At 60.9% G+C, this 11,916-nt stretch carries 13 protein-coding genes; 4 read left to right on the forward strand and 9 right to left on the reverse strand.

The window, feature by feature from the left end:
* Positions 1–261 precede the first annotated feature (261 nt).
* A complete protein-coding gene (locus tag HMPREF3048_RS09030; RefSeq protein WP_070771928.1) occupies positions 262–1,653 on the forward strand; it encodes an RNA-binding domain-containing protein in 1,392 nt (463 codons plus the stop codon).
* 102 nt (positions 1,654–1,755) lie between these two features.
* Here the strand turns inward: HMPREF3048_RS09030 and HMPREF3048_RS09035 are convergent, their stop codons facing one another.
* The 3 genes from HMPREF3048_RS09035 to HMPREF3048_RS09040 all read right to left on the reverse strand — a co-directional run bounded on the left by HMPREF3048_RS09035 (position 1,756) and on the right by HMPREF3048_RS09040 (position 3,410).
* Complete coding sequence (locus tag HMPREF3048_RS09035) at positions 1,756–2,172, reverse strand: hypothetical protein (RefSeq protein WP_070482438.1); 417 nt, start codon at positions 2,170–2,172, stop codon at positions 1,756–1,758.
* 336 nt (positions 2,173–2,508) lie between these two features.
* Complete coding sequence (locus HMPREF3048_RS12150) at positions 2,509–2,700, reverse strand: hypothetical protein (protein ID WP_141758897.1); 192 nt, start codon at positions 2,698–2,700, stop codon at positions 2,509–2,511.
* A complete protein-coding gene (locus tag HMPREF3048_RS09040; protein WP_070771929.1) occupies positions 2,700–3,410 on the reverse strand; it encodes a hypothetical protein in 711 nt (236 codons plus the stop codon). The genes HMPREF3048_RS12150 and HMPREF3048_RS09040 overlap by 1 nt, the downstream gene beginning before the upstream one ends.
* A 644-nt stretch (positions 3,411–4,054) precedes the next feature.
* Between HMPREF3048_RS09040 and HMPREF3048_RS09050 the strand changes: the two genes are divergently transcribed.
* Both HMPREF3048_RS09050 and HMPREF3048_RS09055 read left to right on the forward strand, forming a co-directional pair.
* Positions 4,055–4,792 (forward strand): hypothetical protein, encoded by a 738-nt coding sequence (locus tag HMPREF3048_RS09050; protein ID WP_246818888.1) that lies wholly within the window; start codon positions 4,055–4,057, stop codon positions 4,790–4,792.
* Positions 4,789–6,342 carry a Y-family DNA polymerase gene (locus HMPREF3048_RS09055; RefSeq protein WP_070771931.1) on the forward strand — a complete coding sequence of 518 codons (1,554 nt, stop codon included), beginning with the start codon at positions 4,789–4,791 and terminating at the stop codon, positions 6,340–6,342. Before HMPREF3048_RS09050 ends, HMPREF3048_RS09055 begins: the two co-directional genes overlap by 4 nt.
* Before the next feature lie 8 nt (positions 6,343–6,350).
* Here HMPREF3048_RS09055 and HMPREF3048_RS09060 read toward each other — a convergent pair whose 3' ends face one another.
* On the reverse strand, positions 6,351–6,938 hold the full coding sequence (locus tag HMPREF3048_RS09060; protein ID WP_070570558.1) for an AMIN-like domain-containing (lipo)protein: 588 nt from the start codon (positions 6,936–6,938) through the stop codon (positions 6,351–6,353).
* A gap of 141 nt (positions 6,939–7,079) precedes the next feature.
* Here HMPREF3048_RS09060 and HMPREF3048_RS09065 point away from each other — a divergent pair, with 141 nt between their 5' ends.
* The gene (locus tag HMPREF3048_RS09065) at positions 7,080–7,961 is read left to right on the forward strand and encodes a sucrase ferredoxin (RefSeq protein WP_070771932.1); all 882 of its coding nucleotides are present in this window, start codon (positions 7,080–7,082) and stop codon (positions 7,959–7,961) included.
* 29 nt (positions 7,962–7,990) lie between these two features.
* On the opposite strand, the gene HMPREF3048_RS09070 is transcribed toward HMPREF3048_RS09065, so the two are convergent.
* From HMPREF3048_RS09070 to HMPREF3048_RS09090, 5 genes are all read right to left on the reverse strand, one after another.
* Positions 7,991–8,761 carry an HAD family hydrolase gene (locus tag HMPREF3048_RS09070; RefSeq protein WP_070771933.1) on the reverse strand — a complete coding sequence of 257 codons (771 nt, stop codon included), beginning with the start codon at positions 8,759–8,761 and terminating at the stop codon, positions 7,991–7,993.
* 11 nt (positions 8,762–8,772) lie between these two features.
* Positions 8,773–9,453, reverse strand: coding sequence for a methionine ABC transporter permease (locus tag HMPREF3048_RS09075; protein WP_070450487.1), 681 nt, complete (start codon positions 9,451–9,453; stop codon positions 8,773–8,775).
* Positions 9,450–10,478: a methionine ABC transporter ATP-binding protein gene (locus HMPREF3048_RS09080; RefSeq protein WP_070450483.1), complete on the reverse strand. Its 1,029-nt coding sequence runs from the start codon at positions 10,476–10,478 to the stop codon at positions 9,450–9,452. Before HMPREF3048_RS09080 ends, HMPREF3048_RS09075 begins: the two co-directional genes overlap by 4 nt.
* Positions 10,479–11,369, reverse strand: a complete 891-nt coding sequence (locus HMPREF3048_RS09085) for a MetQ/NlpA family ABC transporter substrate-binding protein (protein ID WP_070771934.1) — start codon at positions 11,367–11,369, stop codon at positions 10,479–10,481.
* 30 nt (positions 11,370–11,399) lie between these two features.
* Positions 11,400–11,916: MetQ/NlpA family ABC transporter substrate-binding protein (locus tag HMPREF3048_RS09090; RefSeq protein ID WP_246818889.1), on the reverse strand; the 517-nt coding region annotated here is incomplete at its 5' end.

Here is an 11,916-nt window from a genome sequence, read left to right on the forward strand (position 1 = left end):
CACAAACCGCTACACCACTACACGGGACTTGACCGCGGGTTTCCCACATGTGCTTGAGCGATGTCGATGAGGTTTGAGCCATGCGTGCCATTATCCGTATCTCCGGTGAACTTCGCAGCAGGGGTTTCGAGAATGGCGGGGCCTGCGCGAGGGCCTTGGTGGTAGCTCGAAAGCTACTAGAAAGCTACTCGAAAGGGAATGTTTCTAGGTTGAGCTGCGGAAACTCGTCTACTAGAAAGCCTTTCGAGTAGAATTCCTTCTGTGCGTCCAGAGAGAAACTACCGAGATGACCCGAGCCTTCTTCTGCGTCTGCCGGAAGATCAATGGTTCGAGCGAAAGTCTTTCCGCATCAAGCCGAAGGATCTCGCCAAGACCATCGTCGGCATGGCAAATGCGGAGGGCGGCATTATTGCTGTCGGAATTACTGACCGGGAGTTTGATGGGGCACCGACGCCTAAGCAGGACAATGATCTGAGACAAACATCGCTCGACCACACGGATCCAACCGCGCGTGTTCGAATCGAGCCGTTCGATGTTGGCGACGGTGCGCAGGTTTACCTGTTTCATGTAGACCCGAGTGAGCATGTGCATTATTTGCGGTCGGGGGACTGCTTCCTGCGTGTCGGCGACGAATCTCGGTTGCTGAATGCAGACGGCATTCTCGAACTGCGTTACACCAAGGGTGAGCAACAGTTCGATGCGACGGTGCTGCCCCGTGTCGGTATGGGTGATCTCGATATGGAGGTCGTTGGTGAATATGCCAACGTTATTGGTTCTTCTTCCGCTGAAGACGCTCTTAAAGCAAGAAATCTCATCGACCGTGAAGGTAGGCCCCGAACAGCAGCACTCTTGCTCTTCGGTAAAGACCCGCAAGAGTTCTTCCCTAATGCACATGTCCGTGTTCTGCGGTTCGGTGAGGATGAGCGGCTCGCGGGTCATCAGCAACAGCTTTTGGCCGACGACCGGTTTGAGGGGCCGTTGCCACAACAAATTGGGGCTGCTCAGCGGGCGATTGAGGGGATGCTGCCGCAAGTCCGGCGCCTGGGTGCTTCGGGGTTGTTCGAGGATGAAAATCTCATCCCGAACGACGTTTGGCTTGAGGGATTAGTAAATGCTGTCATTCACCGGTCGTACAGCATGGCTGGTGACCATGTGCGGTTCGAGATCTATCCATCTCGCATCGAAGTTTCGAGTCCGGGGCGCTTTCCCGGTTTGGTGGACCCCACACGACCAGAATCTATTGCTCGATTTGCGCGCAATCCTCTCATTGCGCGGGTGACGGCAGAGCTTCGGATTGGTCAAGAACTCGGCGAGGGTATCCGCCGTATGTTTGCAGGTATGCGGCGAGTGGGGTTTGCTGACCCGATTTACCAGCAGACGAGCGGAAGTGTTCTGCTTACGTTGAAGGCGGTTCAACGGCTTGATCCGAAGACCGCGGACTCCCTCCCGCCTCACGCCGGCAGCGTCCTGTCAGTCATGCAAGCGAAAGGCAGGCCAATGTCTACGGGGGAGGTTGCAGATGCTTTGGGGATTTCGAACCCGCCTGCCCGCCGCGCGTTGAAAGCGCTGCGGGAGGAGGGCCTTATTCAATGGCGCGGTAAAGGTCCGCGGGACCCTCGGGCGGTATGGCTTTTGGAAGGGCCTTTGCGGTAGCTCGAAAGCTACTAGAAAGCTACTCGAAAGGGAATGTTTCTAGGTTGAGCTGCGAAAACGCGTCTACTAGAAAGCCTTTCGAGTAGATTCTTTCTAGTAGTTCTATGCGTACGCGAGGCGCCGCGTGCCGTCTACGTGCGGGTACAGCAACCACGCCGCCACTGCCGCAAGGATGCCGACCAGCAGCCCCGCCACTGCGGACCAGTGCACCAGCGGGCCCATCATGAGCACAAGCCACCACACCATGAGCGGCACAACCATGCTTATCGACGGCACCCTGCTGACATTTTTCTCCTCAGCAAACGCCGCAATCTGCTTCCGGTAGGGGTGCAGCCACGTCACCGCGATAGCAACAACGACGCAGACCAGTGCTGTGATCGCCTTGATGCCTAGTGGTGCTTCGGACATCATCACGCCGACGGAACCACCCACGGCCAGCGAACCCACCACACGCACGACGGCGGGCGTGGGGATCGGAGTGACGCGGCTACGGACCTCGTTGGCGCTGATCGGGATCATGTTTTGGGAGGTTACCAGGGCGCTCCACCGCCTTCTTATGCCTCTAAACTCTTCTGCATTGCACGTTTGAACCTCTCGTATCACAGTACATTCGCTTGCTTGCCAAAATTCTGGCTCATGGCGACGGATGGTGAGGCGATCGCCGCACCCGTCGTGGGGTGCTTGGCGGGAGATCTGAGGCGAGTTTCTCGTTAAGTTGACGCAGACATAAACGAAGTGGCTTTGAGATGATTTAAAGTTCAAACAGGGGGTCTGGATCTTCTTCGCAAAGCAAAGTCCTGTACCGCATCAGTGCGGTACAGGACTTTCACGAAGTAATGCGATGAAATTGGAACTTTACTCGCGCACTTTGTCGTCATCCTTCGCTCGATGGAAGAAGAAAGCGGAGACAGGAAAGGCCACAGCAGCGATACCCCAACCAGCAATGGCAGCTCCTGTTACAGGGGTTGTTACTCCAAGAAGAGGTGCTACCGCGCCGATCGCGAGTGCAACGAACCCACGCGACTGATTTTCACTCGATTTCATCATTAACTCCAATTCTGGCCTGCGCAGTACCCGATTGTGCCGCCTGTAGCTCCGGAAGCTGCGACAAGGCAAGCCATGCAACCAGCCCCCAGCGTCGCTGCGCAGGCTGCACCACACACAACGCTCAGTGCCGCAATTGCCCATGATGCAATTCCAGCGTTGCTGAGGCAATCGTTCAGCCCGCCCCAATCCATGCCCATTGGCGAGATTTGATCATCAGTGGCCGAGGTATCCTGAGAAACAACATATTCATGCAGTTCCTGCTCGCCATCGGCATAGGCCGTGACCCAACCTGAATTTGGAGACTCTTCCTCCAGTGTGATTTGGTACGTGGACTTCAGGGTGTTTTCAGGAGTGAGAAAGACTCCAAACATGCTACCGTTCGACGCTCCGTCGATTCGGATGGATACAAATGCGCTTCCATCATCCAGACGCTTTGCCACATGTGGTTCGTTTGCGAGGGTTTGTCCATCTTTTAGGACAGCCGTCTTGACAGACGCGTCGAGCGCAGCATTGCGCACGACATCGAGGGCCTCACCTTCAATGTCGGGGTAGTTGGCGATCTTATCGACGTTCCCAGCTACCTGACTGACAGCGTTTGTTTGGCCTGTTTCTGCAATCGTACTTGCCTGAGCAATGGGGCTGTAGAGGCTAAAAACGATCCCTACAGCTGTCCCCGCGGACAGCAAGGCTTTTTTGCCGGTGATTTTCATGGTTTCTCCTTGTGTTGCTTGGGGCGTGTAGCTGAGCCTTATCAGTTGGCCCACTCTTCGCGCCGCTTGGTTCCGGGGAGGTCACCCTGATGGGCGACTCACATATGGAGTATACACAGACACCGCAAGGAATGTGTTCTGTATCACGCTAAATTTAAGTATTGCCACCATCTGGAGTGCTTTACGCCCTATTAACGTAACCGTTGTTATGTCAGCTATCTGGCAAAATTAGTTTGCCAGCTCGCCTTCTTTTTAATCGTCAGCAGTGGACGGTCCCATAGAGAGTCCCATGTTCAACGCAACCAGATTTGCCCCTGAACGTGCACGTGTCACCACGGTTCGTGGTCAAGTCCCGTGTAGTGGTGTGGCAGTGTGTTCTTTCGGCTCGGTATGAAGCGCGGCCTCTGTTCAAGCGGAAGGCCGATGGGGAGTGCGCGATGACGGAGTTCAAGGGGGTTCGGACCGTTGTGTCGAGAGCCTTCTTTGTGCTCCGGGGTCTGTTGGCGTTCGTTGCCGCATTATGAATGGGGAGATCATGGAGTATTCGTATGGCCCCATAAGTCAGATTCTCATGAAGGTCGAGTAGAAAACATGTTCGACCAGGGACGTTGCTTGCGTCGACCCCGGGGTGCATACTATCTGGCGTGAGTGGAACACCTATTCGAGCGTCATCTGCCGCGGCGCACCTGCATGAAGTGGGCGAAGCGCCTGCTCAGCCGACGCGTGCTGAGCAGATCGCAGAGTTGCGTGCGCGCATGGCTGTGCTCGGTGGGGAGGTCCCTCGGGAGGTTGCTGCTGACACTGAGGTGCTCACGATCGGCGGTGGTCTTTCGACTGTGTTGCCGAATGGTGGCTTGGCGCGAAGGGCGGTCACGCACGTCAGTGACACACCCGCGCTTGTCGTGGAACTGCTCGGCCAGGTGGTGGAAGCCGGTGGGCGCGCAGGTGCGGTGGGCTGGCCGGAGTTGTCGTATGCCGGGATCAGCGCCGATGCACTTGAGCGGGTTGTTGCGGTGCCGGAGCCGGGTATCGACGACCTCTCGGTGGCAGGCGTGCTCGCCGAAGGGCTCGATCTGGTGGTGTTGCGCACTCGTAGTGCTCTGGAATTGTCGCCGGTGCGCGCCCGACCACTGCTGGCCAGGATTCGGAAAGGCCAGGCAGCGCTTGTGTGCGTCAACATTGCGGTGCCGTCGCCGGCGCTCACGCTGACGGGCACGCTCGCACAATTCCACGGCATCGGAAGAGGTACAGGGCGCATTACCGGGATCGATTTCGACGTGCGCGCAGAAGGCAAGGGATACCGTCCGGCGAGTGCACGGGTGACGTTGGGTGCTGGTGGTGAGCGGGGCGTCGATAGGCGAAAGCTGCGGCTGGTCACATGAGGGTTGCAGCGTTGTGGTTTCCGGACTGGCCCGTGCAGGCCGCGAAGTTGGAGTCCGGCGACGAGTTGGCAGAACCTATTGCGATTGCGGCGCACCACAGGGTGAAGGCGTGCTCGCAGGCGGCCCGCCAAGTGGGTATCCGGCGTGGGATGCGGGTGCGAAACGCACAGGCGGCAGCGCCGGAGCTGACGGTGGTGGAGGACAACACCGACCGCGACGGCCGGATGTTCGCAGCACTTGCAGCGGGTCTCGACGACGTCGCGGCGAGCGTAGAAGTACTGCGCCCAGGCCTTGTCGTTGCGGACCTTGAGGCTGCGGGCAAGTTCCACGGCAGTGAGGACCGTGCGCTCGAGATGCTTATCGACGCCGCCTCGCGCCGCGGCATCGACGCCCTTGCCGGCGCCGCCGACGAGATCGCCACCGCAGTGATCGCCGCGCGCTCGTCTGACGTGGTGGCCCAGGGACAGTCGGCGACGTTCCTGGCAGACCAGCCGCTCGGTGTGCTCGTTGCCGAAGAAGCACTTGGTGCGGACACGGACACCGTGCGGGCGCTGGGGCAGTTGGGGATTTCCACGCTCGGGCAGTTGGCGGCGCTGCCCCCGGCGGCAGTTACCACGCGCTTCGGCCAGTCCGGCATGCTCATCTACCGCATCGCCGCGGCCACACCGGACCGCCGCGTCGCGCCCGAAATCCCCGTGGAGGATCTCGCGGTGGCGATCACGCCGGAGGACCCGATCGACCGAGTCGATGCCGCGGCGTTCGCCGCCCGTGCGCTTGCCGCCAGCCTGCACGAACGGCTGAAGGAAACGGGGCGGAACTGCCTGCGGCTGAAGGTGACCGCCGAACTTGGCGACGGCACCCGTGTCGAACGCGTCTGGCGCACCCGCGAAGCACTCACCGAGGCCGCCACCGCCGACCGCGTGCGCTGGCAACTCGACGGCTGGCTCACCGGCGGCGGCGCAGGCGAAATTACAAGTCTCATCCTGGAACCACTCGAACTCGCCGCGCCCGAACCCGTCGGCGAACTCTGGGCCGACGGCGCCTCCACCGACACCGCCCGCCGCGTCGTGGAACGCGTGCAATCCCAACTCGGCATCGACGCGGTGCTCCAACCCCGGCTCGTCGGCGGCCGTGGTGTGGCGGAACGGGTGCTGATGGTGCCGTACGGGGAGGTGGGGCCGGTCGTCGACAAGCGGTCCTGGCCCGGGGCGATCCCGGCGCCGCTGCCTGCGCGCCTCGGCGGCGGCATCGAGCACCCCGCCTCGCGCATCGCGCTTATCGACGACACCGCAACCCCCGTCATCGTCACCGCCGAAGTGCTGCTCTCAACCACGCCGTACGCCCTGGCCTGGGGCGATCGCCGGTTTCTGGTTACAGGCTGGGCCGGGCCATGGCCCGTGGACGAAGGATGGTGGGCCCAAACCGAAGGCGCCACAGGACGGCTTGCGCGCATGCAGGTGGTCGGGCGCGAAGGCGGGCCAGACGGCGCGGTGACAGGGTGGCTCCTTGTGTGGAGCAGACGCAGCTGGCGTGTCGAGGCGGTGTACTAGCCGTGGGGTTAGTTCTGGACGATGTCGACGACCACGCGCTTCGGGTCCTCCAGCACCTGCACCGAATACGGCAAAGCAGAGCGTAGACCCACCACGACCTGGCTGCGTCCCTCATAGGTGCCGGCGCTGATGACGTCGATGACGTTGCCAGTATCGCCTGCCATCTTCACCTCAACGTCGGAATCCTTGCCCATCTCAAACGGGTAGACGGTGCCGTCGACGTTGATGTTCAAAAACGCGTTACCCGCGACCTTCAATGGCTGGCCCGTGGTCTCCTGCATCGGGGTGGAGGTGTAGTCCACAAACCAGCCCGGATCCCCGTCGCCCTCAAGGTCCACCACGACGCGGTCGAATCCCTCATGTGCGCCAACACGGACCGCGGTGACCACAAGCTGCGACGGTGCCGACGGGCGCTGCGTCTTCGGAGACGGGTCAGCGTTGCCCAACGGTTTCACACGGGGAGAGCTGGCGGACAAGCTGCTGGCCACCGTTTCGCCGGCCCCAAGGCTGGGTGTGGTGCAGGCGGTGCAGGCAGCGATCGTCGCTACGCAAGCGCCCACGACCGCAGCGCGGAAGGAACCGGAATTTTTTTGCATTAAGCCACCGTAACCAGCAGGAGGAATCAGAACAAAAGCCTCAGAGCGAAATACCCAAAAGGTTATCTAACTGTTACAGAAGTGAATGTTGTTCAAATGGGTCATCTAATAAGTTAGGCCAAGCTTGGCTATGGTGGTGACATGCGACAATTGCCTTGCTCAGATGTTGAGGTTGAACCGCTGCCCGGCACCGCCAAGCCCGGCGCTACCTACGTCATCTTTGAGTGGCCTGACCCGTGGCCCCGCGACGTGCTCGGTGATGCCGCGCTCGGCGAAGACCTTAGCCCCCGCATTGCGAAGCACCTCGACGAATACGACGCGTCCTTGCTGCTCATTCGCCACCCAACGCGCGAAGGCCGACACATTAAGGACCACCACCTCTACCTCGTCTTTGCCGACGAAGGCATCACCGAGGTCCTCCACGTCGACGGACCAGAAGCAATCCTGGATCTCGACCTGTCAGGGCCTGGCAAAAACGGTGGGAAGCGACGGGAACGTCCGCTGCTGCTGATCTGCACCCATGCCAAGCGCGATGTCTGCTGCGCCGTAAAGGGGCGCCCGCTGGTCAACGCGCTGCACGAGCGCTACCCATTCGGCCCGGGCAACGACGTTGCGTGGGAGGTCTCCCACATCAAGGGCCACCGCTTTGCCGCAACCATGCTGCTCATGCCGTGGGCGTATAGTTTCGGCCGCATGAACGTGGAAGCCACCGACGCGATGCTCACAGCCGCGAAGCGGGGCGAATACTTCGTACCCGGCAATCGCGGGCGCGGCACGCTCAGTCCGGTGGAGCAGGTGGCCGAGATTGCTGTTGCCAGCGAGGTCGCTGAGCCTCGTTACGGGGAGTTCGACGTTGAGCCTGTGCGTATCGACGACACCACCGCCACCGTCAACGTCACCACCGCCGGTAGGGAATACGTCGTCGAACTGGAAAAGCGTCCGGTCAGCGGGATTGTCGATTCCTGCGGCAAGGCCCCCAAGGAAGGCTCCGCCTGGGTCGCGCTCACTGTGCAGCCACGTTAGGTGGTGCCGGGCGGGGGCGAAACCATGCCCTAGATGTACTCGTCGAGCACCTCAGCCACTGATCCGATGACCCGGTCGGTGGCTGCTTTCACGTCGGCGGGGGAGTGGTGGAAACTGTGCGAGTGATCGGCGAGGGTATGCATGGTCAGGTCGTTCCAGGAATCGCCGAACGTGTAGAGCTCAACGTCATCGCGGTTGATGCCGAGTACCTCGAACAGCTCGAGGATGCCGGAGCCTTTCGACCGGCCCGGTGCCATGAGATCGATGTAGTCCTGGTTTTGGGCAACTTCTACGTCGCCGAGTTTGGTGGCCCAGGCGATGACTTCGGCGCGCAGCGCGTCGTTGTCAGGAATCCAGAACGGAATGACAGCGAACTGGTGGTCCGGGATGTCGCGAATCCCCATCGGCGTGAAGTGAGCCGTGAAGTCGTGGGTACGGCCGGTGTTGTTGGCAAACACGCCGTCGACACGTCCGATGGTGGTGCCGAAAATAGCCAGTCCCTCGCGCTCCCCGAAATGTTCCACGGCGGCGCGCAAGACGGCACCGTCGAGTTCGTGGCTGAAGAGCAGGTCGCGGTTGGCGCCGTCGGTAGCTGATGCACCGTTGGACAGCACCTGGTAGTCGAACGCTAGCGTGCTGCCGGCCATGCCGTGGGCGAGTGCTGTGCGGGAGCGTCCGGTGGCAGAAATGGCAAGATGCCCGGCGTTACGCCAGGCATCTATCGCGGCGATATCCTCCTGGTCGAAACCGTGGGGAGGGTGGTGGAGAGTGCCATCGAAGTCGAACGCCGCTACCTTCATGGCACTTCAATCTACCGGCGCATGACCTTCTTGGACAGCCAGTTGCCCAGGAACTGAGCGAGCTGGACGATGACCACGATGACCAGGACTGCAGCCCAGGTGACTTGCGGTTCGAAGGCGCGGTAACCGTAGACAATGGCAAAGTCACCAACGCCGCCACCGCCGATGTAGCCGGCCATTGCGGACATATCGATAACCGCGATGAAGATGAAGGTGTAGCCCAGGATCAGCGGGCCGAGTGCCTCCGGCAGGATCACCGAGGTGATGATCTTCCAGGGGCCGGCACCCATGGAGCGGGCGGCCTCGATAACACCGGGGTCGATGGCGACGAGGTTTTGCTCCACGATGCGCGCCACGGTGAACGTGGCAGAGAAACACATCACGAACGTTGCGGCAGCGCGGCCGATGGTAGTGCCCACGACCTCCAGGGTCAGTGGGTACAGCATCGCGATCATGATGATGAACGGGATTGGCCTGAAGAAGTTCACCGCAACGTTGATCAGGGTGTAGACCACGTTGTTGCGCAGGATGCCGCCCGGGCGGGTGGTGTAGAGCAACATGCCCAACACCAGGCCGAGGAATCCGCCGACAACCATGGTGATGGCGACCATCCACAGGGTGTCGCCGATGGCGTCGAGGAAGGTGGGGCCGAGGTTGTCCCAGTTCGGTTCAGCGAGCAGGTATTCGGTCATCGGGTGATCTCCTCAATCTCGGTGCTGCGCTGCAGTGTGGCCAGGAACTCGTTGATAGCGGCGTCGTCGCCATTGAGGCGGACGGTCATCTTGCCAAACGAACGTTCCTGCAGAGTAGTGATGCCAGCGTGGACCGGCTCGATGACAACACCGCGCGTGCGGGCGGTCTCGGCGGCGCCGAAGAACCCGGAGTCCTCGGAAAGATCCACGGTGAACAGGCGGCCAGGCTTGGTCAGCAGTTCGGCGCGCTCAACATCATCGGGGGTGTTGCGCAGGCTCGTCGCTGCGAAACGCTGCGCGACGGGGGTCTGCGGGTTGGCGAAGACGTCGTAGACACCGCCGTACTCCACAACACGGCCGTTCTCCATTACGGCAACCTTGTCGGCGATGGCTCGGATGACATCCATTTCGTGGGTGATCACCACGATGGTGATGCCGAGTTCTTCGTTGACGCGACGCAGCACTCCGAGCACCTCGTGGGTGGTTTCGGGGTCGAGGGCGGACGTGGCTTCGTCGGCAAGCAACAGCGACGGGTTGGTCGCAAGTGCTCGCGCGATGCCGACGCGCTGCTTCTGGCCACCGGAGAGCTGCTCCGGGTAGTTTTCGCCACGGTCAGACAGACCGACGAAGTCGAGCAGTTCAGCGACGCGACGCTTACGTTCCTTCTTGTCCACACCGGCCAGTTTCAGCGGGTATTCGATGTTGCCCGCTGCGGTACGGGAGGAAAAGAGATTGAACTGCTGGAAGATCATGCCGACGTTGCGGCGGATCTCCCGGAGTTTGCGCTCGGGCATACCGGCGACGTTGGTGTCGTCGAGAAGCAATTCGCCCGAGGTTGGCATGTCAAGGCCGTTAATGAGGCGGACAAGCGTTGACTTGCCGGCACCCGAGTAGCCGATCACTCCGAGGATTTCGCCTGGCTCGACGGTCAAGGTGACGTCATCGACGGCCTTGACCTCGCGCTCTTTGGTTTTGAAAACCTTGGATACGTTCCGGAACTCAATCCGGGTGCCGGTTGTTGTCATTTACTTGTACTCCTCCACAAGTCGGTCGAGGATCTCGTTGAGCTCCTCCTTGCTGCGCTGGACCTGCACGGCGGTGCCGTTGGAATCCTCGTCAAGCGCTGCGGTGACCTCCGGCGACTGCCAGACGTCGACCAACTTGGCGTACGTCTCGTTGTCCAGGTCATCGCCTGAGACAGTGAATACGTTGATGTACGGCTCCGCAAGCTCGGAGTTCGGATCGTCGGCCGCGACCGAGGAAGCCGGGTCGATACCTGCGCGTGCCAGCCAGTTGTTGTTGATCACAGCCGGGCGGCCTTCGTTGTAGGCGTTCGGCGTCTGCGACGCATCCACAGCGACAACCTTGACCTTGGAGGCATCCTTATCGATGTCCGCCGGGGTCGGGGTGAGCTTCGGCGCGCCTTCGCGCAGCTTCAGCAAACCAGCCTGGACCAGCACGTTGATCGCGCGACCCTGGTTGGACGGGTCGTTCGGGACAGCGATTTCGGTGCCCTCGATGCCGTCGAGCGAGTCGTGGTCCTTCCAGTACAGGCCAAGCACGTTGATCTCGCCAGAACCAATGATGCGCAGGTCCTTGCCGGAGGTGGCGTTGTACTGGGCCTGGTAGTTGATGGTCTGGAACTTCGAGATCTCGATCTGACCCTCGGTCTGCGCCGGGTTGACCTGCGGGTACTCAGAGAAACGCACGATATCGAGCTCGATGCCAGCCTTCTGGGCTTCGTCCGCGAAGACACTCCAGGCCTTCTGGTCTGCGTCGGTGGTGCCGATCTTGACGGTCACAGCGTCGCCATCAGCACTGCTTGTCGACGACTCCGTCTCCGACGAACACGCCACCAAAGAGGTTGCGGCGATGACAGAGGCTGCCGCCGCTGCGAGAAAACGCTTGGTACGCATGAACTACGCGCTCCTTATTGCTTCTTGTGCTTACTTGTTCTGCAGACGGTCAAGGATGTCGTTGAGCTCCTTCTGGTCGCGGTAAACCGGAACCGAGGTGCCCTTGGAGTCCTTAGCGGTAGCTTCAGCGACCTCCGGGGTCTGCCACAGCTCGACCAGCTTGTTCAGGGTTTCATCGGAAATGTCCTCGGAACGAGCAGCGAACACGTTGATGTACGGCTCTGCTTCCTTGGACTCCGGATCGTCCTCGAACACGGCCAGGCTCGGCTCGATGCCTGCGCGGTCCAGCCAGGTGTTGTTGATGATGGCCGGCTTGCCCTCGTTGTAAGCGTTCGGGGTCTGGGACGCGTCGACCGGGGTGACGGTGACCTTGGACTCGTCCTTGTTGATCTCGGCCGGGGTCGGGGTCAGCGGGTCAGCGACGTTGTCATTGAGGGTAAGCAAACCGGCCTGAACCAGCACGTTGATGGCGCGGCCCTGGTTGGATGGGTCGTTCGGGATAGCGACGGACTGGCCCTCGATGCCGTCGAGCGAGTCGTGGTCCTTC

Source organism: Corynebacterium sp. HMSC075D04 (assembly GCF_001815635.1).
GTDB classification, from domain to species: domain Bacteria; phylum Actinomycetota; class Actinomycetes; order Mycobacteriales; family Mycobacteriaceae; genus Corynebacterium; species Corynebacterium coyleae.

What these genes read in the sequence shown, in the direction of transcription:
- HMPREF3048_RS09035 (WP_070482438.1), bottom strand. Translation starts at nt 2,172, where the DNA reads ATGATCCCGATCAGCGCCAACGAGGTCCGTAGCCGCGTCACTCCGATC.
- HMPREF3048_RS12150 (WP_141758897.1), bottom strand. Translation starts at nt 2,700, where the DNA reads ATGATGAAATCGAGTGAAAATCAGTCGCGTGGGTTCGTTGCACTCGCG.
- HMPREF3048_RS09040 (WP_070771929.1), bottom strand. Translation starts at nt 3,410, where the DNA reads ATGAAAATCACCGGCAAAAAAGCCTTGCTGTCCGCGGGGACAGCTGTA.
- HMPREF3048_RS09055 (WP_070771931.1), top strand. Translation starts at nt 4,789, where the DNA reads ATGAGGGTTGCAGCGTTGTGGTTTCCGGACTGGCCCGTGCAGGCCGCG.
- HMPREF3048_RS09060 (WP_070570558.1), bottom strand. Translation starts at nt 6,938, where the DNA reads ATGCAAAAAAATTCCGGTTCCTTCCGCGCTGCGGTCGTGGGCGCTTGC.
- HMPREF3048_RS09065 (WP_070771932.1), top strand. Translation starts at nt 7,080, where the DNA reads ATGCGACAATTGCCTTGCTCAGATGTTGAGGTTGAACCGCTGCCCGGC.
- HMPREF3048_RS09070 (WP_070771933.1), bottom strand. Translation starts at nt 8,761, where the DNA reads ATGAAGGTAGCGGCGTTCGACTTCGATGGCACTCTCCACCACCCTCCC.
- HMPREF3048_RS09075 (WP_070450487.1), bottom strand. Translation starts at nt 9,453, where the DNA reads ATGACCGAATACCTGCTCGCTGAACCGAACTGGGACAACCTCGGCCCC.
- HMPREF3048_RS09080 (WP_070450483.1), bottom strand. Translation starts at nt 10,478, where the DNA reads ATGACAACAACCGGCACCCGGATTGAGTTCCGGAACGTATCCAAGGTT.
- HMPREF3048_RS09085 (WP_070771934.1), bottom strand. Translation starts at nt 11,369, where the DNA reads ATGCGTACCAAGCGTTTTCTCGCAGCGGCGGCAGCCTCTGTCATCGCC.